The organism is Kitasatospora sp. NPDC048194 (assembly GCF_043202455.1).
In the GTDB taxonomy this organism is placed as follows: domain Bacteria; phylum Actinomycetota; class Actinomycetes; order Streptomycetales; family Streptomycetaceae; genus Kitasatospora.
In genome coordinates this window covers 1-20,534 of the sequence record NZ_JBIDAK010000032.1, presented here as the reverse complement: position 1 = coordinate 20,534, position 20,534 = coordinate 1, and the positions used below count along the sequence as shown (strand labels likewise).

The window sequence follows — 20,534 nt, the reverse complement described above, 5'->3', positions numbered from 1 at the left end:
AGTGGTCCGTGCTCGGTGCTCTTTACGGCCGGCCGGGCCGGGTGTCAGGCCACCAGCAGGTGCTCGTCGCCCATGGTGAGTGCCATCGCGTCGCCCCAGCCGGCGCAGGACGCGGAGACCGCCTTGCGGTCGAACTGCCGCAGCAGACCGCGCAGTACGGAGCCGGGCCCGACCTCGACACAGGTGTCCACGGCCTCGGCGCGCAGCGTCTCCATCACCCCGACCCACTCCACCGGGGCCGCGATCTGACGGGCCAGCAGGCGCCGGTAGGAGTCGAGATCGGTGACCAGCCGGCCGGTCATGCTGCTGATCAGCGGGGTGTGGCCGGTGTGCAGCGGCAGTTCGGCGATCAGCGGGGCCAACCGGTCCTCGGCCTGCGCCATCAGCGGCGAGTGGAAGGCACCGTGCACCTCCAGGGGGATCACCGCCTTGGCGCCCTGCTCCAGCAGCGTCCCGGACAGCAGCCGCACGGCGTCGGCCTCCCCCGAAACCACGGACTGCCGAGGGCTGTTGGCGTTGGCGACCACCACCGTGCCGGCCACCTCGGCGGCCGCCGCCCGCACCGCCGCCGGGTCCATGCCCAGCACGGCGGCCATCGCCCCCGGCGTGGCCACGCAGCAGTCCGCCATCTCCGCCGCCCGGTTGGCGACCACCACCAACGCGTCGTCCAGGTCGAGCCATCCGCCCGCCACCAGTGCCGAGTACTCCCCCAGGCTGTGCCCGGCCACCACGGCCGGCGCCAGCCCCAGCAGGTCCAACTCGGCCGTCAACGCACAGGACAGCGCCAGCACGGAGAGCTGGGTCGGCACCGTCTCGGTCAGCCGCTCGGCGGGACCGGCCAGCACCGCCGCCTCGATGTCCTGCCCGACCATCTCCCCCGCCCGGCGCAGCACCTGCCCGAAGAAGGGCGACCGCTCGTACAGGTCGGCCCCCATGCCCACGTGCTGGCTGCCCTGCCCGGGGAAGAGGAACGCGTACCGGTGCCCCATGAGCTGCCACCCTCTCTGTGCATCACCATTCTTGAACGTCAGCATGACTGATGGTTTCTCTTACTGTCAATCAGATCGTCCGACCATCAGTTCGCCTTTCTCGCCCCCGGATCGAGGCGACAAGGCCCGGTCCGGACGGAGTCCGCGCCGGGCCGTCCACCCGCGCCACCACGTCCTCCCACGTCAGCCGGAGGAAGGGCCGTCATGCCCGCCCAGCCGCCGTGGCCGGGGGCGCCAGTCGGTGCCACGCGCGCGGCACGGCCCCCTCGGGGCCCCCTGCACGGCCTGCTCACCCTGGACGGCACCTTCGCCTCCGGCGGCCTCCGCGTCACCGCCGCCACCACGGACACCGCCCTGCCTCCGGGCTGCTGTACCGGGCCCGACCTACTGGCGCGACCGGCGCGAGGTCGTCGACGGCGGCGGGACCTCCTCCTTCGGCCGCGATCCCGTCGTGCGCGCCGAACGCCTCGGCGACGCCGTCCGGTTGACCGCCGGGCGGATCCCACGGGGAGTCCGGAGCAGCGACGCCGGCGGCGGTGGCGACGACACGAGCGGGCCGCACGCCCCCACCGGCGGAGGACGGAGGACCACCCGGCGGTCGAGTTGCCCGTCGCCGAGCTCCGCCGCCTGCGCGACGGCGCGGAACGGGACCCGCCCGACGTCCTCCGGCCGACCGGCCGCGGATCGGGCCGCCCGGGACCTGCCCGCCCACGCCACCCCCGTCACCGCCGCCCTCGCCCGCGCGCCGGCCTGCCCGCACCGGACGGGCGACGGAGTGCCCGCACCGGACGGGCCGCGACGGCGGGAGGCCCCGGCGAGGTGAGTGCCGGCAGGACGTGGCCCGGACGCAGCGACAGGCCACCCCGCGCGCAGCCACCCGGTCAGCTCCCGGGCGCGGCCCGGCGGTGGTAGCGGCGCTCGGTCGCGGTGCAGGCGGTGAGGGCGAGGGCGGCCGCTGCGGCTGCCGCGGTGACCGCGAAGGAGGCGGCCGGGGCGAAGTGTTCCACGGCCCACCCGGCGAGGAAGGTGCCCGCCGACTGCGCCAGGATCAGCGCGCTGACCAGCGCCGCCATCGCCTCGCCGAGCCGGGCGGCGGGTACCGTCCGCTCGACCAGACCGAACACCGCGATGATCTGCGGCGCGACGGCGATCCCGAGGAACCCGATGGCCGCGGTCAGCAACGCGAGTCCGCCGTCCGCCAGGAGCAGCAGGCAGGAGGCGCCGAAGAGCAGCGCCGAGCCCGCCCGGAGGCGCTGCGGCAGGCCCCAGCGGGCCGGCAGCGAGGCGGTGGCGACGCCCGCGAGGGAACTGGTGCAGCCCATGAAGCCGTACACCAGCCCGGCCGCGCCGGGCCGGCCCAGCGCCTCGGTGGTCGCCGTGACCCCGACCTGGACGGATCCGAAGCAGGCTCCCAGCAGCGCCATCCCCGCCAGCAGGAGGACGTACGGTGTGCTCGGCAGCCGGCCGGCGGCGCGGGAGCCGGGGCGGGACGGCGCCGGGACCCCCGGGGCGGCGGTGGGGTGCAGCGCGAACAGGGTGGCGCAGACGCCGGAGAGCCCGGCTGCGGTGAGCAGTCCGACGGCCGGTGAGGCGGCGGTGGCGAGCAGGCCGACGAGCGCCGGACCAGCGGTGAAGCCCACCTCGTCGACGATCCCGTCCAGCGCCAGCACCGCGGAGGTCGGCTCCGGCGCACCGGCGGCGAGCCGGACCCAACGGCTGCGCGACAGCGGGCCCACCAACGGGACCGAGAGGCCGGTCAGCGCGGCGGACGCGACCTGCCAGCCGAGGGCCGGCCCGCGTTCGGAGACCGCGACCAGCGCCACCAGGGCCGCCGCGTTGACCAGGGCGGCGACCAGCCCCACCGTCCGCTGTCCCCGCCGGTCCGCCAGCCGGCCGACGACCGGACCGCCGAGCGCCTGACCGGCCGCCAGCGCCCCGGCGACCAGCGAACCGGACCACACGCTGCCGGAGTTGCGGCTCACCAGCAGCAGGGTGCCGATCGGGCTCATCGCGGCCGGCAGCCTGCCCAACGACGACCACAGCAGCACCCGGCCACCCGTCAGCTGCTTCGCCATGCGGAAGTTCCCGGCCACGGACACGGTCCACGCCCCCTGCGGAGCCGGCCCGGGCGCCCGCCTCCCGCAGCCGGCCCGACCAGGCGACAGCGACCTGCGGGTGACCTCTCCGACGGTAGGGGCCGGCACGGGCGGGGAGTAATCGTCCGATCCTCCGGCACGGCCGCGCGGCGGCGGGGAGGAGGTCGGAGGAGTGGCCAAGGGCGGGCGGGGCCGGAGGCGGACGGCGTGCCCGGTGGAGCCGGGCTGCTCCCGGTCAGGTGTCCGCGGTGGGCTCCTGGTCGCGCTGGGAGCGGCGGAGCCGCTCGTTGAGGCGCAGGGCCTCCTCGAGCTGGTCCTCGAGGATGATGATGCGGCAGGCGGCCTCGATGGGCGTGCCCTGGTCGACGAGGTCGCGGGCCCGCATGGCGATGCGCAGCTGGTAGCGGGAGTAGCGGCGGTGTCCGCCCTCGGAGCGTAGCGGGGTGATCAGGCGGTGCTCGCCGAGGGCTCTCAGGAAGCCGGGCGTGGTGCCGGTCATCTCGGCGGCGCGACCCATGGTGTACGCGGGGTAGTCGTCGTCGTCGAGTTTGTCGGGTGTGTCGGGGCTGGTCGTCGTAGTCACTGCACCTCTCTGGTTCCGGGGAGAACGCGTCGAGGGGCCCCGGCGCCGTGTCGGCTCCGGGGCCCCGAAGGGGAACAACACCATCTACCGGCCTGAGCCGGTCCTGTTCACTTCCGCTGCGCCCCGGTTGAGGGGGCGTACGGGGATCGCATGTGCGTGACCGGAAACCACCGTCCTTGCGTTGGGGTCTGCGGTGTCCGCCCGGGCGTCCTCACGGTCCGGGCGATCCTGATGGCGCCTGTGCCCTCCGTTCGTCCTCTGGACTGCACTACTGGATTGCACTTCTGGTACCGCACTTCTGGTACCGCACTTCACTGAACTGCGTACTGCTCGATACCGCTGACGGCAGCCCCTGACACCTGCGGGCCGCCCGGTCCGGCAGCCAGCCCCGTCACCGTCCTGCACCTGCCTGGCTCCGGGACTCCGCTGCCGGACCGACGCACTGCGGACTTCCGTCCGACAACTCCGGCCGGTTCGTCCGGCCGTATCGCCGACTCCGTCTGCCTACGAGAAAAACGCTAATCCCGCCGCCGGGCAATGTCTACTCCGGCGCGCATAGATTTTCCGCCACACGCGTGGCAGATCCGGAGCGCCGACGCGGGCCCGAAGAAGCCGCCCCCGCCTACCCGGCGGCTGACCGGCGCTGGTGGCGCACCGCGCGCTCCAGGCTGGGGTAGACGGGCAGGACCAGATCGGCGTCGGTGATCCGCAGGACGCGCTCCACCGTGCGGCTGGGCGCCACCACCACCAGCGGCACTCCGTACCCGCTCGCCCGGCGCCGGGCCGCGAGCAGCGCGTTGAGACCACTGGGAGTGAACAGGCCGACACCGGACAGGTCGACGGCGAGCAGCGCCGGCGCTCCGTCGAGCGCCCGGTCCAGGGCGCCCTCGACGTGCTTCTCGTTGTCCAGGTGCAGGTCGCCGGCCAGCGAGCACACGACGACGGCATCCACGTCGCTGATCTCGATCCTGAGGTCCGGCCCCACGAGCACCAGACCGGCACGGCAGCGGGTACCGGCACGATTGCGGGGAACTGTCACGACACGCCTCCAAGCCCACCGAAGGCTCCACCCACCAGGGGGCGGGCCGAGGCATCGAATCCGCGGGATGCGGGAGACAGTGCGGCGACAGCCGACGGGCGTCCGGCCCGCCACTCTGACGAAACCGGTGCAATTCGACCCTACCTCTCCGGGAGTGCGAACACGATCCCGGTTTCACCCGTCGGCCGCCACCGCCCACCGGCCCTCGATCGCGACCGCGGCCCCTCTGCCGGGCCCGCCCTCCCGCCCGACCGGTTCCTCGCACCGTGCTCCGCGGCACCGGAAGGCCGCCCGTCGACCCTCCGGGACCGGACAATCCCAGAACGGCGGATCCGCCTCCTACTGCGGCGCAGGCGCCGCTCGTACCCGCACAACGCGCAGAGCCCGGAGCCCAGTTCGCCCTCTCCCACCTCCGGCGGGCCGCCCGCTGACCCCCGGGCGGCCGGCAGGTCGACCGTACGCACCCGGCGGCCCCGGCTCGCAACGCAAGGCGACGCGCCCCTGTCAGATGTCAGGGACCGCCGGAGCCGGTGCGTTCCTACGCTGACAGTCATCGGCCCGGCCCGTCGCCGGGCCCCGCACCAGCCAAGGGAGAACCACCCCATGCGCAGGATCACCCACGCCCTGGCCGCCCTCGGCCTCGCCACCGCCGCCCTGACCGCGATGGGCACCGGCAGCGCCGGTGCCGCGGACGGCTCCTGGGCCGGCTGCCCGTCCGGGGCGGTCTGCATCTACCCGCAGAACCAGAACCCGGCCGTCTCCCCCACCAACGTCTACTACAGCTACGGCGCCCACAACCTGAGCAACCAGTACGGCAACCACTGGGTGCTCAACAACCAGACCGGCGGCGCGCACGCCCACCTCTGCCGCGGCTCGGGCGGCGCGGACTGCGTGTACGACATCCCGGCCCAGAACGGCGTCTACTACGACCTGGGGCCGATCAACTCCATCACCCTCGACCGCCCCTGACAACCCACCACCAGCCGGGGGTTGCCCGCCGCACGGGGGACCGGCGGGCAACCCCCTCCCCCGCCACCGGGCACGGAACAGAACCACCCGCCGCCCGTGGCCTGCACCAACGCCCCTACGGCGCGGCCGCTTCCGCGACACAGCGCCGACCAAGCGAGAGTTGACCGCCCCGGGCCGCTGCCCTCCACCACCGCGACGGCATCCGACCCGCCCTCCGTCGGCCGCTGTTTGTATGCTCATGCGACCGAGCCATGAACGGCTGTCACGCCGTCACCGCCCACGGGAAGGCCCGCAGGCTGGTGGCACCAGCCCGGAGGACCACATGATCAACGGGCTCCAGGACGACGTCCTGAACACCCGTGACCGCAGCAGCGACGTCGCCGGTCACTACCTCGGCCGGGGCAACGCCTGATGGCCGCCGCCCGTGCCTCCCGCCGCGCCGTCCTCGTCGCCCTTGCCCTGGCGGTGGCGGCAGCGGCCGGCCTGGGTCTCTGGTGGGCGCTCGGCCGGGACGATCCCGACCGCGACTGCGCCGGCCTCCGCACCGACGACCGCATCCGCCAGGTGCTCGGCGCCGCCTGGCGTTCCGACCTGCCGTGCACCGCCCTGGGCGACGAACTGCGACGCGCCACCACCGGCGAACGGCCCGGCGTCCACAGCCTGGCGCAGGCCCGCGCCATGCGCGCCGTCGTCCTCGCGCTCGCGGACGGCAGGGACCACCACGTCCACCCGGACCTCCGCCGACCGCTCGCCGAGGCCCTCGCCGACTACGCCGCGGACACCCACGCCGTGCTGGCCCTGGTCGACGACACCTACAACGCGCACTCCGAGCGGCAGAGCGACGCGTGGGAGGACGGGCAGGGCGTCCACTTCTCGGTGCAGCCGCGGGAACTCGTCCGGGCCGTCCGCGGTCTCTCGGACGACCCGACCGCCTACGCCCTGCTGCGCGCCGCCGACCTGCGGCGGTCGGCCGCCGGGTTCGCCGCGGTCGAGGCGCCGCCCTCCGATGCCGCGCTGGAGGACGTGGTGCGGCGCGCCGCCGCGCCCGCCGGTGCGTACGACGCCGTCGCCGACGACGTGCTGCGCGAGCGCGGAGCCGACTCGCAACGCCCGTGGCGCAGTGCGGCGCTGGACCGCTTCCGGGCCGACGGACCGGACCCCGCACCGGCCTACTCCGCCGACCCCGCCGGGCACCTGACGGCCGCCTGCCTCGCCCGGACCGATCCGAACGACGCGAGCGGCTTCGTCCAGCTCCAGGGCCAGACCGTGTGCCTCCTCAACCAGTGGTCCGCGGCCTCCCGGTCGAATCTCGGCCCGCCCGAGCTGGGCGTCCTCGGAGACCGGGCACTGAACACGACCCACACGGGACGGCAGGAGGCGCAGAAGGCCCTCGCCCCCTAGCCTGCCTCCGCCCCGGGGCGTGCCGCCGGACGGTGCCGGTGGCGCCCGCAGTCACCGCAGGGGTGTCCCGGCCGTGGCTCGGCCGGGCCACCCACCGGTCAGTGCAGGTCGGTGCGCTCCTCGAGGCGGGTGCCCTGGCGCAGGGTGATCGACATCAGGTCGCTGGGCGCGTCCAGTTCCAGGCGGTGCCAGCGGCCACGCGGGACGATGACGGCGGTGCCCGCCCGCAGCCGCACCGTGTCCTCCGAGCCGCCGGGCTCGGTGGGACGGAAGTGGACGCGGACGCCGCCGGTGAGGCAGCACACCGCCTCCTCGGCCGCGGGGTGCATCTCCCAGTGGTCGGCGTGGACGTCGGCGTCGGTCTCCACGTGGAAGGTGGCGATCTGCCAGGCACCGGAGTCGCTGCTGGTCATCCGCCGCTCGGCGGCCCGGACGTCGCCGTCGGGGTGGATGTGCAGCGCCGAGGCGAACAGGTCGATCGGGGAGCTGGGTGTCGTCGTCATGACGGTGTTCCTTCCAGTCGGTTCGGTGCGGGGGTGACGGGCCGGGGGTCAGGGGCTGCGGCCCGGCGGCGGGGCAGCACGACGATCGCCACGACCGCCGCGAGGACGAAGAGGGCGGCGCCGACGGCCAGGCCCAAGGCGTACCCGTCGTTGAGCGCGGCCGGGTCGGTGGCCGTGCCGGTGCGGTGCGCGGCGACGGTGGCCAGGGCGGCCAGGCCGACGCAGGCGCCGAGTTGGCGGGTGCTGTTGAGGAGCCCGGAGGCCGCGCCGGCCTCTCCGGGGGCGATCCCGGTGGTGGCCGCGGCGGCGACCGGCGCCAGTACCAGTCCGGTGCCGACGCTGGCGACGAGGGACGGGCCGAGAACGTCGGTGAGGAAGCCGCCGTCGGGGCTGATGAAGGCGAACCAGACCAGTCCGGCGGCCGCCAGCAGCGCGCCGGGCACCAAGGCCGCGCGCGGGGTGCGGGTCGCGATGAGGCGGGTCGCGACGACGGTGCCCGCGACCAGCCCGGCCGAGAAGGGCAGGAACGCGGCACCGGTGGCCGCGGCCCCCATGCCCAGGACCTGTTGCAGGTAGAGGGACACGAAGTAGAAGGCGGTGAACTGGCCTGCCGCGGCCAGGAACACCAGCACGTTGGCTCCGGCGATCCAGCGGCTGCGCAGCAGGCCGAGCCGCAGCAGGGGCGCGGAGGCCCTGGACTCCACACGGACGAAGGCGACCAGGAGCACGGCCGCGGCGGCGAGGGTCGTCAGGGTCGCCGGGGAACCCCACCCCCGGGCGTCGGTGCGCACCACGCCGAACACCAGCAGCCCGACTCCGCCGGTCGCGAGGACGGCGCCGGGCACGTCCAGCCGCTCCCTCCGGCCCGGCCGCGCCCCGGCCGGTACGCCCGCGAGGACGAGGACCAGAGCCGATGCCACGACGGGCAGGTTGACCAGCATCACCCAGCGCCAACCCGCGTACTCGGTCAGCACGCCGCCCGCCAGTACGCCCAGCGCTCCGCCCGCGGCGTTCACGGCGCTCCAGACTCCGAGCGCACGGACCCGCCGGGGGCCCTCGGGGAAGGTCGTGGTGAGCAGTGCCAGCGCGGCCGGCGCGGCCGCGGCAGCACCCAGGCCCTGGCCGGCTCGGGCGGCGATCAGCTGCCAGGGCGCCTGGGCCAGTCCGCCCGCCAGCGAGCACAGTCCGAAGACGGACAGGCCCAGTACGAACAGCCGGCGCCGCCCGTACAGGTCGCCCGCGCGGCCGCCCGGCAGCAGGAGTCCGCCGAAGGCGAGCGCGTAGACGTGCACGACCCACGAGAGGTCGAGCGGCGCGAATCCCAGCGCGGTGCGGATCGCGGGCAGGGCGACGTTGACCACCGACATGTCCAGGGCGAAGACGAACTGGGCGACGGAAGCCGCCGCCAGCACCGTTTCGGGGCGCCCACGTAAGTTTTTGTACATGTAAGGAAACTAGCGCGGGACGGTCGCGGTTGTCGACACCTCGGGGATGATGGGGGGCATGTCGCAACCAGCCGCACCGCGCAGGACCCCCGGCCGACCCCCCCGCATCTCCCGGGAGGAGGTCGTCGAGACGGCACGCCGGATCGTGGCCGCTGACGGCGTGGACCGGTTGACCATGCGGCGACTGGCCACGGAGATCGGCAGCACGCCGATGGCGCTCTACCACCACGTCCGGAACAAGGAGGAACTTCTCGTCCTGCTGCTGGACGACTACGCCGCGCGGACCCTGCGCCGCCCCGAGGAACTGCCCGCCCGGCCCCGCGAACGGGTCGTCGCCGCCGCTGCCGCGATCCACGAGGCGCTCGCCGCCTGCCCCTGGATCGTGGAGGTGCTGACCGCCGACGACCTGATGTCCACCTCCGCCCTGTGGTTCGTCGAACAGATCGTCGACGGCCTGGTCGAATGCGGCCTGTCCCCCGAGCGGGCCGTGCACGGCTACCGCGCGATCTGGTACTACACCGCCGGGGAGATCGTGGTCCGCACGACGGCCGCCCGGCGGCGACGCGCAGCCAATGACCGCCCCACCTACCGCGACCGCGTCTTCGCCGACCTCGACCCGGGCCTGCTGCCCCGCTTGGCGCAGGTCGCCGACCGATGGGCCCCCCTGACCGCCGAGGACACCTACCTGGACGGCCTCCACGCCCTGGTGGACGGCCTCCTGACCCCCCGCTGACCCGCCCGTCGCCCCGCTGAAGGAGGCCTCCGGTCAACCCTCACGACCGCGGGCCCTCAGCGGATGGCCAGGAGCTCCAGGGCGTCGAGCCGGCGGCCGCCGCGGCCGTCGGCCCCGGCCGGAGCGGGCACCGGCCATCCGGTCGGCACACCCTCCCGAACCCAACCAGCCAGTAGGATGACCGTACGTACGCCGGTCGTCACGGGCGTACCAGGGGGTAGGGGGACACATGAACGACATCCACATCCGTACGGAAGTGCTACGGCAGTCCGCGGCCGGCCTCCAGGCGGCCGCCGCGGCGTCGGACCCGCCGGACACTGGCTCGACAACAGCTTCACCGCCGCGGCCACCATGACCGCCTGGGAGTCCGGGCCGGCACTCAAGGACTGCGCGACCGCGTGGCAGACCCACATGAAGTCTGCGCTCGACCAGCTTCACGCCTATGCGGAACAGCTGCGCAACTCGGCGCACTCCTACGACAAGGCCGAGCAGGAGGCCGCCCGTCGGCTCACCGCCGCCGTCACCGATCTCGAAGGGACCGGGCAGTGAGCATCGACCTCGCAGCGCTCAGGTCCGCCCGCAGCATCGACGTGGACGCCGCCGCCAACTCCTGGCTGGCTCTCTCCAAGCAGGCTTGGCAGGCCGTCAACGACATCCACGCCAACGGCGTCGACCCGCTCAAGGAGAACTGGAAGGACCGCGTCGGCCAGGCCGCAGGCCGCAAACTGGAGGAACACGCCCGGATCCTGGAGGCCGGCGCTGACATCATGCGCGGTGTCGTCATGGTCCTCAACGCCCTGAGCGCCACCATCACCCGGGCGAAGCTGACCGTGAACTCGGCCCTCGACATGGCCGGGCAGTACGGCCTGACCATCGACGAAGCCAGCGGCACGGTCCACTCCGGCTCCGGTGGCGCGGACGCGTCCACCGACAACGCGGTCCAGGAGATCAACGCGATGCTCCAGGAGGCCCTGCGCGAAGCAGCCCAAGCAGACAAGCTCGCAGCCGCGGAGCTCCGCAAACTTGCGGCCGCCACCTGCGAGACCGACCCGCGCAAGGCGCTCGACGCCCTTCAGCGCGAGGCCTCCCAGACCGAACTGGCCATGTACACCGGGGGCATTCCCAGCGGTGAGGACCCGCGTCTGGTCGCCGACTGGTGGAAGGCGCTGACCGACAACCAGCGCAAGCAGCTGATGCTCTCCGACCCGGTCACGCTGGCCGATCTGCCCGGCATCCCCGACGACGTGAAGGTCGGCCTTCGCGGAGGCCCCAACGCCAAGTACGACCGCGTCATGACGGTGCAGTGGGCGCTGGACCACTGGGACGACACGAGCATCGACGTCTTCGGGGACAACTGCACCAACTTCGCCTCCGAGGCGCTGCGCCAGGGCGGTCTGCACGCCAAGTGGGACGGGCTCTGGGGCTGGCGGGGCGACGACACCTGGGGGCGCAGCGAGGACGCCGGCGGTGACTGGCTCTCCCAGCGGGTCGACTACTCGAAGAGCTGGGCCGGCGCACAGAACATGCACGACTTCCTGATGCGCCACGGCAGTGAGGAGATCCCACCGGATCAGGTCAAGCCCGGGGACATCGTCTACTACGAGGAGGACTCCGACCAGGACGACCAGGACAAGAAGGGGGCCGTGCACCACACCGCGGTCGTCACGGCCGTGACTCCGGACGGAGACATCCGGTACACCCAGCACAGCGGCGGTCAGAAGAACGCCAGCGTCGGCGGGCGGATCGACGCCTTCCAGGAACAGCGCGGCCACCAGAAGCTGCACTTCGTCCGCGTCAACCCGGACTGGTACTAGATGTCGGACCACCCTCGCTCCCCCCGCCGGTTCCGGGCCGGGGGCCCACTGCTTCTCGCCTGCGTGAGCTGGCTGTGCACCGTGCCCACGGTCATCGCGGACGGCGACGTCCACGCGCTCGTCAGCCGGTGCCACGACAGTCCCGGCGCCCCGGCCTACGTCCTACCGCTGGCCTGGGCCGGCCTGGTGTCGGGGATCGGCGCACTCTGCTGGGGCGTTTGGCAGGTCCTCACCGCCGTACGGCGGAAGGCACCGCGGCTCGGCCTGGGGCACGGCCTGCTCTGCGTCCTCCTACCGGTGATGACCATCGGTATCCCGTTCCAGTACGCGCTGACCCGGACCGCCGCCCACGACACCGGCCCGCAACGCAGCAGCTGCTTCGGGAACGGCCCGCTGACCATCACACTCGACACGGCGGAAGTCCCCCGACCACATTCAACGGTCTGACCTCGTTCGATGCCGGTTGCGCGGAAGGGCCTCGGAGTCGCCGCTGTTCGACTTCGCGGTCCTTCCGCTGGGCGTGTTCCTCGTCGCAGCCATGCTCGCCTCCGTGGTCTCCCACGGCGTGACGGGCAGCACCCGCACCACCGTCATGACCGGCGGATCCGTCCTGAACGCGATCGCCGTGGTGTGGAGCATCGCCCACCGGCGCAAGGCGAGAAGAGCGACCCCCGGTCGGGGTCAGCGCTCGCGGCCGCGGGCCTTGAGCGGGGTGGCCGGGAGTTCGGGGGCGGGGAGGCGGTGGCCGGCGTAGCCGTGGACCTGGCCGAAGCGGGTGCCGGTCATCCAGTCGGCGCGGGCCTGGGCGATGTCCTCGGGAGTGCGGCCGACGAAGTTCCACCACATGAGGATCCGCTCCTCGAAGGGCTCGCCGCCGAGGAGCAGCACCGAGGCGTCGGTGCGGGCGAGGAGGGGGAGTTCGGTGCGGCCGCAGCCGAGGTAGAGCATCGAGCCGGGTTCGACCGGGGTGCCGTCGACGTCGAGGCGGCCCGTCATGGCGAGGACGGCGTACTCGAAGTCCGGAACCAGGGGGAGCCGGAGCTCCGCCCCCTCCGTGAGGGCCAGGTCGGCGCCGACCAGCGGGCTGTAGGTGGTGCCGGGCGAGGTGGCGGTGTCGAGGGTGCCGAGGATGACGGTGGCGCGCAGGCCGGGGGCGGTGACCACGGGCAAGTCGGCGTGGTGCTCGAAGGCGGGGGCGGTGTGCCGGTGCGCGTCGGGCAGGGCGACCCAGAGCTGGGCGCCGTGCAGGTAGCGGGCGTGCGGGCGCGGGGACTCCTCGGAGTGGGAGATCGCCCGGCCCGAGGTCATCAGGCCCAGCTCGTACGGCCGGACGGTCTGCAGGCTGCCGAGGCTGTCACGGTGCAGCACCTCGCCCTGGTGCAGCCAGCTGACCGTCTGGAGGCCGGTGTGCGGGTGCGGCGGGACCTGCATGCCGGGCTCGTCGGCGATGTCGTCGGGGCCGTAGTGGTCGACGAAGCACCAGGCGCCGACCATCCGGCGGCCGAGGTTGGGGAGCAGGCGGCGGACCACCGTGCTCTCGCCCAGCTGGACCTGACGGCCGGTCAGGAGATCCTTCACCGGCCCGGTCGTGGCCTCGCGGCCGCAGCTGGTCGGGGCGGGCTTGAGGTCGAGGTTGCTCATCGCGGTTCCACCACCGTACGAGGAGGGCCGGGCGCGGGGGGCGGGGAGGGGGGATGGGGAGGGAAGGGGAGGGGTTCGGGCGGGGAGGAGCCCCCCGTCGTCACCGATCATCCAGCACGGTGGCGGGTTCCTCCACCCGCGCCCGGCCATCCGGCGGTGCGGTCCCGGCGCGCGAAGCCCGTCCGCGCCCGGCCATCCGGTGTGAAGGCTTGGCGGGCGGTCAGTGCCCGCAGGCCCACCAGGCGTCCGCGCTCGCCTTGTCGGCCAGCTCGCGCAGCTTGCGGACGGCCTCCGCCGGGTCCTCCGCCCCGTAGACGGCCGAGCCGGCCACGAACACGTCCGCGCCCGCCTCGGCGCAGCGCTCGATGGTGGTGGCGGACACGCCGCCGTCGACCTGCAGCCACAGCTCCAGGTCGTGCTTCGCGATCAGCTCCCGGGTGCGGCGGATCTTCGGCAGCATGATGTCCAGGAAGGCCTGGCCGCCGAAGCCGGGCTCCACCGTCATGATCAGCAGCATGTCGAGCTCGGGCAGCAGGTCCTCGTACGGCTCGATCGGGGTGCCGGGCTTGAGCGCCATGGAGGCCCGGGCGCCCTTGGCGCGGATCTCGCGGGCCAGCCGGACGGGCGCGGCGGCGGCCTCGACGTGGAAGGTGACGGAGCCGGCCCCGGCCTCGACGTACTGCGGGGCCCAGCGGTCCGGGTCCTCGATCATCAGGTGGCAGTCGAGCGGGGTGTCGGTGGCCCGGGCGAGCGATTCGACCACCGGGACGCCCAGGGTGAGGTTGGGCACGAAGTGGTTGTCCATGACGTCCACGTGCAGCCAGTCGGAACCCCGGACGGCCTCGGCCTCGTCGGCGAGCCGGGCGAAGTCCGCGGACAGGATGCTGGGGTTGATCTGGGCCATTGACCGACTACCTTCGTGCGGGGGCTTGCAGGGGCCGGGCCACCCGTCGCCGGGCGGCACCTCGTCCCATCATCTCGCGCCGCGCCGCCGGTGACCGCACCCCGGCGCCCCGCGTGACCGTCATCACACTCCGCGCGGGGTTCCCGGCCCGCCGCCGTGGTCATCAGCACTTGAGCGGCCCCGCGCCGTCCGAACGGCTCAGCTGCCGCCGCCGCGGCCGCGGGGCCGTCCGATCAGCCGAGCTCCCCGCGCCCGCCCGGAGCCACGCCGAGGAAGGCTTCCGATGGTCGATCTCGTCCACCCCGCCCGCGCGCTCTGGTGGCTCTTCGAGCCGGTGCACGGCGTCAGCTACTTCCTGCCGGAGGGCCGGGCCGCCTTCGAGGAGGCCGGGCTGCGCGGCCCCTGGCGCGGGTACTTCGCCAGCCGGTCCGCCCCGCTGGGCGCGGTGGAGGCGCCGCCGGTCGTCGCCGCGTTCTTCAACTTCGCGCCGGCCATGGTGGAGCGCGCGCTGCCGTCCGTCTGGTCGCTGGCGAGCCCGGAGGAGACCCTCGCCGCCCGGCTGAAGGGTTCGGCGGCGGCGCTGGCCCGGCTGCTGGAGCACGTCGACCGGGAGCAGGTGGAGCTGGTCGCCGACGCCCTGGAGCAGGCCGCCTCCCGGCTGGACTGCGCGGGCCGGGTGCTGGCGGCCGCCAACGCCGCGCTGCCCCGCCCGAGCGGGCTGTACGAGCGGCTCTGGCAGGCCGCCACCGTGATGCGCGAGCACCGCGGGGACGGCCATGTGGCCGCGCTGGTGGCGGCCGGGCTGGACGGCTGCGAGGCGCTGGTGATCCGCTGCGCGATGGACATGCGGCGCGACCAGCTCCAGCCGATGCGCGGCTGGACGGACGCCGAGTGGGAGGCGGCGGCGGGGCGCCTGGTCGAGCGCGGCTGGCTGACGGCCGCCGGGGCGGTGACCGAGCTCGGCCGGACCCGCCACCAGTCCCTGGAGGCGGCCACCGACCTGGCCGCCGCCCGGGTGTGGGAGGGTTACCCCCGGGCCGAACTCGACCGGCTGGCCGCCGCGTTGAAGCCGATCGCGGCGCTCTGTCGCAGCCAGCTGCCGTACTACCCGGCCGGGCTGCCGGACCACACCTGACGCTCATCCGAACCGGGCGGGCCGAGGACGATCCCCCGCCCGGCGAAGAACGGCCCAAACGAGCGCCACGGCACCCGCGCGAAGGCCTGCGACTCCCCCGGGAAGCCGGAGGGGTTGTGGATCAGCAGCGCGGTGTCGGTGGTGCCCACCGCGAGCACCAGGTGCCCGCCGCGGCGGACCGGCGGCGGGCCGTTCGGCTCCCGGATCGACGGGTGCACCGAGACCATCACCAGCCGGCCGCCGGCCACCTCCTCCGCCACCTGTTCCGGCGTCAACTCCCCTGCGGTCGCCGCCAGTCCCCAGCGCCGCCGGACGTAGTCGGCGAACGGCACGTGGATCAGTCCGCGCAGGCTCTCGCCGTCGCGCACGTAGGCCCCCGCCGCCACGCACTCACCGGCCAGCGCCATCATCGTCGGGGTGACCCCCCACCAGTGCTCCAGCGCCATCCGCAGGCAGGCCACCCCGCACAGCCGCCAGGACCACCACGCGTACTCCTCCGGGGTGGCCGCCCCGGACTGCCCCCACCGGGGGTCCTCCGCCGCGTCGAGGCGCCCGTCCACGATCTCCCGCACCAGCTCCGCGGACTCCCACTGCGCCCGGTACGGCACCTCGTGCACCACCCGCGCCGGCCGCGCGGCGCCGCCCTGATCGACCATTCCCCGACGCTCTCACGCCGGGGCGGCCGTCCGACTCACGACACTCCCTGGGTGCCGGTGCCCTCCGCCGACTTCGCCGCCTCCTTCGCCGCCGCCTCCGGCGCCTTCGCCACCGTCACCGGCTCGCTCCGATCGCCCGGCTCGCCCGGCTCTGCCGACGCAGCCGCCGGCGCGGCCCCTTCGGCCCCCTCGGACTCCTCGGGCCCTCCCGAGGCCGCCGACCGGTGGGCGAGCCGCTGGGCCGCGTTCCGGCCGCGCTGCTCCACCGGCAACGACCCGGTGGCGCGGGCCAGGCCGAACGGCGGCATGTCGAAGTAGATCGACTCGTAGCCGCCCTCGGGGGCGATGTACGTCTCGTGCCAGAGCCCGACGTGCCCGCGGACCCTGCCCTCGCGCACCATGCGGTTGGCGATCCCCCAGACGGTGTGGTGGAAGCCGTCCGGCGCGCTCGCGTAGCGGTACAGCTTCTCCTTGGACTCCCAGTACTGCACGACGTAGTAGGTGCGCGGCGAGGCGGTGAGCAGGATCCGGCCGCGCAGACCGCGCTCGGGGCTGCGCCGCAGTTCACGCAGCATCCGGAACATCGCGAACATCACCGGGCCCCAGTGGTGCACGGCCCAGAACCGGTTGATCCGCATGCCGAGCAGCAGCACCACGGTGTCGCCGGTGGCGGCGGCGGTGGTGTAGCCCGGCAGCGGCTTGGCGGACATCGAGCGTCCGAACGTGGTCCCGAACGTGGTCCCCTTGGGCATTCCCGGCCTCCCCGCACCTCATGTAATCGGTGATTACATCAAGGCGCGATGGGCCGGTCAAGGGTCGCCGCAAGGGCAATTCCGTTACTCTTCGGGCCGGTTGGCGATCCCCTGCCGGAAGGTGTCGAGCACCTGCACGGCCAGCTCCTCGGCGTTCTCGGCCGGCAGGTACCCGTCCACGATCATCTGCGCCAGCCCGTAGACCACCGCCTGCCCGGACAGCATCACCAGCCCCGGATCCCCGGGCCCCAGCCGCCCGGCCTGCTGGTCCGCGACGATCAGCCCGGCGAACACCCGGTCCATCCCGTCCAGCCGTTCCCGCAGCTCCGGATCCCGCACGGCCGTGAACACCCGCGAGCGCACCAGCTCGAACCGGCGCGGATGCCGTACGGCGTACCGGACGAAGCCCAGTCCGAGCGCGCGCATCGCGGAACCGCCCGCCGCCTCCGCGGCTCCCACCTCCGCCTCCTGCCACCGCACGAAGTCCGCCAGCACGTGGTCCGCCACCGCGGTCAGCAACGCCTGCCGGTCGGCGAAGTGCCGGAAGGGCGCCCCCGGCGACACCCCGGCCCGGCGCGCCACCTCCCGCACGCTCACCCTCTCCTGCCCCTGCTCGTCCAGCACCTCGACCGCCGCCGCCACCAGCGCCTCCGGCAACGCCCCGTGGTGGTAGGCCTCCCGCTCCCTCATGCCTGCCTTGCTACCACAGCCGGGGGCGCCCCGGGCCGGTCCGAGGCGCCCCCGGCGGGCGGGGGCCCGGCGGGCGGGAACCCGGCGGGCAGGCACCCGGCGGCGGAGCGAGATGGAGCCGTTCCGGCGCCGGCACCTGATCTTCACCGCCCACCTGCCCGACCACCTGGTACAGGCCGTCGCGGCGGTCGAGCAGGACGACCCCGACCAGGCGCCGGTGGTGTGGCTGCCGGTAGCCGACGCGGCCGACCTCCACCTGTACCCGGACGTCGGCGCCGTCCTCGGCCAGGCCGTCCGGCCCGACGCCACCGCGGGCGGCCCGGTGCTGCTCCCGGCGATGACTACCACGTCCTACCGGTGGCGCTGACCTCCCGCGCGCACACCTGTGCCGGGACATGCTTGTTGGCACCAGGTGGCTCTGACGACCGTGCTGTTTTACGGTCGGCGGGACACGGTAGCTGTCACCAACGGGACTGCGTTGCTGGCGCCACGGCGCCGAGGACGGCGTATCTGTCACTGGACCTACGAAACGGGCCAGGCCAATTGCTGGCATGTCCACCCGGTGGAACGACTGGGCGGACTGCCGCATGCCGAACAGCGTCAGTGGCCGTTGGCGGAACCGTTGCCGGACAGGACAGGGATTTCGTCGACCAGGTGCGACAGGGAATCGTCGCCGTCCTGGATCGTGCTGTTGTCGGTGCACTGCTGCTGTTGCTGCGAGGTGAGGATGGGGACGTCCTGCACGCCGACGTTGGTCAAGGCAAGGACCGACTGAACCCCAGCCTTCCCAACCCCGATACAGAGCTTGTTCAGGGTTCCCTGGACGAGGCTCATCTGCGGGCTCTCCTTGCCGCCGGTGGCGGTGTTGACGTAACCGGTCTTGGCGCCGTTGGCGTTGGCGACGTCCGTGTCATTGCCGATCGCGACGGCGGCCGGTGCCGCGGTGAGTAGAGCGAGAGCGATGGACGAGCACACTGTGATCCTGCGGATCACGATTCTCCTTCGACCGGGGCCGGCTGATCCGAGATCATCAACCGGATTCGTTCATCCGGTCAACTGCTCAGCGCACCAAAGAGACACGCTTCGGACCGTCCGCCCGCCGCGACCCGTGGTGGCAGGAACCGTGTCCGAGTGACGGCTAACGTGTCTCGGCACAACACCGCAGCCGACCCGGCGCGGATTGCCTCTGAGGGTTGCCTCTGGGGTTGCTACTCGGGGCTGCTTCTCGGGGTTGCTTCTCGGGGTTGCTTCTCGGGGTTGCGTCAGGCGGTACCGCCGGAAGCGGGTTTTCGCACCCGTTGTCCATAGCTCGGCGCCCTGGGCACCCTGGCGGTCGCTGGGTGAAGTCCGGGCACCGAAGCGCCGAAGAAGTGGAGTGGGAGGGTCGGCGCGCAGAGTAGAAGCGAGACAAGATTCCGGCCACCTGATGCTGCGCGCCGACGGCGTGACGGGTGATCTGCTGCGCGGTGGCCCCGGCGGCCCCGCTTCGCGGCGCCACCGGCCGGGAGGAGGAGCGAGGACGAGGGCGGGCCGGACGGCCAGTCAGCTGCCGCAGGTGCAGCCGGCTGCGGCCTTCGCCTCGGCCGGGCTCTGGGCGAGGTCGAGGGTCTGCTCGTCGGGGGTGCAGCAGGCGGTGGTGCCGCAGCAGGCGTCCGGTGCGCTGTCGGCGCTCTTGCCGAGAGTGTCGGCGTCGGCCTTCACGACGTAGACCTCCCACGACTCCTTGCCCGGGCCGGTCACCCAGGGCTTGTCCTGGACGGCGTAGCAGCAGGAGGTGTCGTTCTCCTCGAGGTAGCCAGGCCGGCGTCCTTGAGGCGCGTGGTGGCGGCGGTGACCTGCTCGGTGGTCTCCAGCCGACAGCTGCCCTTAGCGATCAGCCGCTCGTGCCGGGCGACCTCAACGTTCCTGTCGTAGGCCACCAGGTGGGAGGCGTGCAGCATCACCCGGACCCGCTTGCCGATCAGCCTCACTGGCACCGAGTAGCGGTTGGTCCGGACCGCGATCTGGCCGTAGCGGTCGACCCGCGGGGTGAACACCCGACCCGTCTCAAACGGGTCCTCTGGCAGCGGGAGCAGCCGCGCTCGCTCGTCTTCGAAGTACTCGTCGATCGTCCGCGCTCTGGACCCGATCCGACGTCGCCCGTCGTGCCGATCCCACTGCTCGACCAGCTCGTTCAGCTCCGCCAGCGACTCGATCTCCGGCACCGGCACGAAGTGGTTGCGGCGGAAGTAGCCGATCTGGCCCTCGACGCCGCCCCTCTCGTGGGCGCCCTCGATGCCGGGCCGGCAGTAGGAGCTCTCGATCCCGAAGTGCGACTTGAAGGCGATCCATCGGTCGGCCTCCACCCGGGCCCGGCTCAGCCCCAGTACCCGGGCGACGGCCGCCTTCAGGTTGTCGTAGCGGACCTTGCTCCGCGGGATACCGCCCAGCGTCCGCAGCGCGTGAACATGGCCTTCGAAGAACGCCTCCTGCCCGCAGGACGCGAAGACTCGGTGAACGGCCTTGCCCGAGTAGGACAGCCGGAAGGAGAACAGGTAGCAGGTCACCAGCTCGCCCGCGAGCTTCACCGGGTCGAGCTTCACCGTCACGTCGCCGAAGTCAACCTCGGCCTCCATCCCGGGCTGGTGCGTCCGCGGGACGAACGCCTCGATCGGAGCCTTGCCCGACTCCACCAGAATCTGCGGCTTTCGGTCGGCGACGTAGCGCCGGACCTGCTGGTAGGAGATCTCCGCGCCGTGCTCCTCGACCAGGCGGTGGAAGATCCGGGTGACCGTGTGCCGCTGCTTGCGCGGCGCATCCAGATCGGCCCGCAGGATCCCGTCGACCACCGCCTTGTACGGATCCAGCGCGGTCGCGCGCGGCGGGAGCCTCTTCCGCGGCTCCGGCCAGACCGAGTCCACGGCCTTCCTGATCGTCCGCCACGACACGTTGTACTTGCGCGCGATCTCCCGCAGCTTCATGCCGTCGCGGTGGTCACGCCGGATCGCAGCGTACAGCTCGACCTTCGACATCTGCGGCATGACCGGGGCCTTTCACCAGGAGCACTCCCGATGCTGACCTGGCAAGTACCCCAGTGACGTCGAAACTCGGGTTCTGGTCCAACTTCTGTGGTGTGCCTACTCCCTGTAACGGTTGATCTCTCCGGAGCGTCTTCCGAGATCGTCCGGAAATGGCCGGCGACGGC

General features: G+C 73.2%; 19 protein-coding genes and 3 pseudogenes. 8 read left to right on the top strand and 14 right to left on the bottom strand.

What is annotated here, in order from left to right; translation table 11 throughout:
- Positions 1–44: 44 nt before the first annotated feature.
- The 4 genes from ACGF07_RS28890 to ACGF07_RS28875 form a co-directional block, all read right to left on the bottom strand.
- Positions 45–989 (bottom strand): ACP S-malonyltransferase, encoded by a 945-nt coding sequence (locus ACGF07_RS28890; protein ID WP_350743342.1) that lies wholly within the window; start codon positions 987–989, stop codon positions 45–47.
- 881 nt (positions 990–1,870) lie between these two features.
- Positions 1,871–3,064: an MFS transporter gene (locus ACGF07_RS28885; protein WP_392903405.1), complete on the bottom strand. Its 1,194-nt coding sequence runs from the start codon at positions 3,062–3,064 to the stop codon at positions 1,871–1,873.
- A gap of 256 nt (positions 3,065–3,320) precedes the next feature.
- The gene (locus tag ACGF07_RS28880; protein ID WP_350743389.1) at positions 3,321–3,602 is read right to left on the bottom strand and encodes a MerR family transcriptional regulator; all 282 of its coding nucleotides are present in this window, start codon (positions 3,600–3,602) and stop codon (positions 3,321–3,323) included.
- 688 nt (positions 3,603–4,290) lie between these two features.
- A complete protein-coding gene (locus ACGF07_RS28875; protein WP_350743338.1) occupies positions 4,291–4,707 on the bottom strand; it encodes an STAS domain-containing protein in 417 nt (138 codons plus the stop codon).
- A 603-nt stretch (positions 4,708–5,310) separates the two neighbouring features.
- Between ACGF07_RS28875 and ACGF07_RS28870 the strand changes: the two genes are divergently transcribed.
- Entirely contained in the window at positions 5,311–5,676 is a 366-nt protein-coding gene (locus ACGF07_RS28870) for a hypothetical protein (protein ID WP_350743506.1), read from the top strand.
- A 411-nt stretch (positions 5,677–6,087) separates the two neighbouring features.
- A complete protein-coding gene (locus tag ACGF07_RS28865) occupies positions 6,088–7,077 on the top strand; it encodes a hypothetical protein (protein ID WP_392903400.1) in 990 nt (329 codons plus the stop codon).
- 98 nt (positions 7,078–7,175) lie between these two features.
- On the opposite strand, the gene ACGF07_RS28860 is transcribed toward ACGF07_RS28865, so the two are convergent.
- Positions 7,176–7,580 carry a cupin domain-containing protein gene (locus ACGF07_RS28860; RefSeq protein ID WP_392903397.1) on the bottom strand — a complete coding sequence of 135 codons (405 nt, stop codon included), beginning with the start codon at positions 7,578–7,580 and terminating at the stop codon, positions 7,176–7,178.
- Positions 7,577–9,025 (bottom strand): MFS transporter, encoded by a 1,449-nt coding sequence (locus ACGF07_RS28855; RefSeq protein WP_392903394.1) that lies wholly within the window; start codon positions 9,023–9,025, stop codon positions 7,577–7,579. The genes ACGF07_RS28860 and ACGF07_RS28855 overlap by 4 nt, the downstream gene beginning before the upstream one ends.
- 58 nt (positions 9,026–9,083) lie before the next feature.
- Between ACGF07_RS28855 and ACGF07_RS28850 the strand changes: the two genes are divergently transcribed.
- From ACGF07_RS28850 to ACGF07_RS28835, 4 genes are all read left to right on the top strand, one after another.
- Positions 9,084–9,758, top strand: coding sequence for a TetR/AcrR family transcriptional regulator (locus tag ACGF07_RS28850; RefSeq protein WP_392903392.1), 675 nt, complete (start codon positions 9,084–9,086; stop codon positions 9,756–9,758).
- A gap of 351 nt (positions 9,759–10,109) precedes the next feature.
- Complete coding sequence (locus ACGF07_RS28845) at positions 10,110–10,307, top strand: hypothetical protein (RefSeq protein WP_392903389.1); 198 nt, start codon at positions 10,110–10,112, stop codon at positions 10,305–10,307.
- Complete coding sequence (locus ACGF07_RS28840; protein WP_392903387.1) at positions 10,304–11,572, top strand: amidase domain-containing protein; 1,269 nt, start codon at positions 10,304–10,306, stop codon at positions 11,570–11,572. Before ACGF07_RS28845 ends, ACGF07_RS28840 begins: the two co-directional genes overlap by 4 nt.
- A 63-nt stretch (positions 11,573–11,635) precedes the next feature.
- Positions 11,636–12,019 carry a hypothetical protein gene (locus ACGF07_RS28835; protein WP_392903385.1) on the top strand — a complete coding sequence of 128 codons (384 nt, stop codon included), beginning with the start codon at positions 11,636–11,638 and terminating at the stop codon, positions 12,017–12,019.
- A gap of 234 nt (positions 12,020–12,253) precedes the next feature.
- Here ACGF07_RS28835 and ACGF07_RS28830 read toward each other — a convergent pair whose 3' ends face one another.
- Together ACGF07_RS28830 and rpe are read right to left on the bottom strand one after the other, a co-directional pair.
- Positions 12,254–13,213, bottom strand: a complete 960-nt coding sequence (locus ACGF07_RS28830) for a pirin family protein (protein WP_392903383.1) — start codon at positions 13,211–13,213, stop codon at positions 12,254–12,256.
- 220 nt (positions 13,214–13,433) lie between these two features.
- Positions 13,434–14,117, bottom strand: coding sequence for a ribulose-phosphate 3-epimerase (rpe, locus tag ACGF07_RS28825; RefSeq protein WP_350743526.1), 684 nt, complete (start codon positions 14,115–14,117; stop codon positions 13,434–13,436).
- Between the two features lie 283 nt (positions 14,118–14,400).
- Here rpe and ACGF07_RS28820 point away from each other — a divergent pair, with 283 nt between their 5' ends.
- Positions 14,401–15,252 carry a hypothetical protein gene (locus tag ACGF07_RS28820; RefSeq protein ID WP_350743528.1) on the top strand — a complete coding sequence of 284 codons (852 nt, stop codon included), beginning with the start codon at positions 14,401–14,403 and terminating at the stop codon, positions 15,250–15,252.
- Here the strand turns inward: ACGF07_RS28820 and ACGF07_RS28815 are convergent.
- The 3 genes and pseudogenes from ACGF07_RS28815 to ACGF07_RS28805 all read right to left on the bottom strand — a co-directional run bounded on the left by ACGF07_RS28815 (position 15,222) and on the right by ACGF07_RS28805 (position 17,350).
- Positions 15,222–15,908: a C39 family peptidase gene (locus tag ACGF07_RS28815; protein WP_392903379.1), complete on the bottom strand. Its 687-nt coding sequence runs from the start codon at positions 15,906–15,908 to the stop codon at positions 15,222–15,224. The genes ACGF07_RS28820 and ACGF07_RS28815 overlap by 31 nt on opposite strands.
- A gap of 212 nt (positions 15,909–16,120) precedes the next feature.
- Positions 16,121–16,618 (bottom strand): annotated as a pseudogene (locus ACGF07_RS28810) (DUF4188 domain-containing protein); the annotation flags it as partial.
- 126 nt (positions 16,619–16,744) lie between these two features.
- Entirely contained in the window at positions 16,745–17,350 is a 606-nt protein-coding gene (locus tag ACGF07_RS28805) for a TetR/AcrR family transcriptional regulator (protein ID WP_392903377.1), read from the bottom strand.
- Between the two features lie 112 nt (positions 17,351–17,462).
- Here ACGF07_RS28805 and ACGF07_RS28800 point away from each other — a divergent pair, with 112 nt between their 5' ends.
- The gene (locus ACGF07_RS28800; protein ID WP_392903375.1) at positions 17,463–17,717 is read left to right on the top strand and encodes a hypothetical protein; all 255 of its coding nucleotides are present in this window, start codon (positions 17,463–17,465) and stop codon (positions 17,715–17,717) included.
- Positions 17,718–17,950: 233 nt separating this feature from the next.
- On the opposite strand, the gene ACGF07_RS28795 is transcribed toward ACGF07_RS28800, so the two are convergent.
- The 3 genes and pseudogenes from ACGF07_RS28795 to istA form a co-directional block, all read right to left on the bottom strand.
- Positions 17,951–18,340: a rodlin gene (locus ACGF07_RS28795; protein WP_392903527.1), complete on the bottom strand. Its 390-nt coding sequence runs from the start codon at positions 18,338–18,340 to the stop codon at positions 17,951–17,953.
- A gap of 552 nt (positions 18,341–18,892) precedes the next feature.
- A pseudogene (locus ACGF07_RS28790) lies at positions 18,893–19,197 on the bottom strand (glyoxalase/bleomycin resistance/dioxygenase family protein); the annotation flags it as partial.
- 24 nt (positions 19,198–19,221) lie between these two features.
- Positions 19,222–20,361: pseudogene (gene istA / locus ACGF07_RS28785) on the bottom strand (IS21 family transposase); the annotation flags it as partial.
- Between the last annotated feature and the right edge of the window lie 173 nt (positions 20,362–20,534).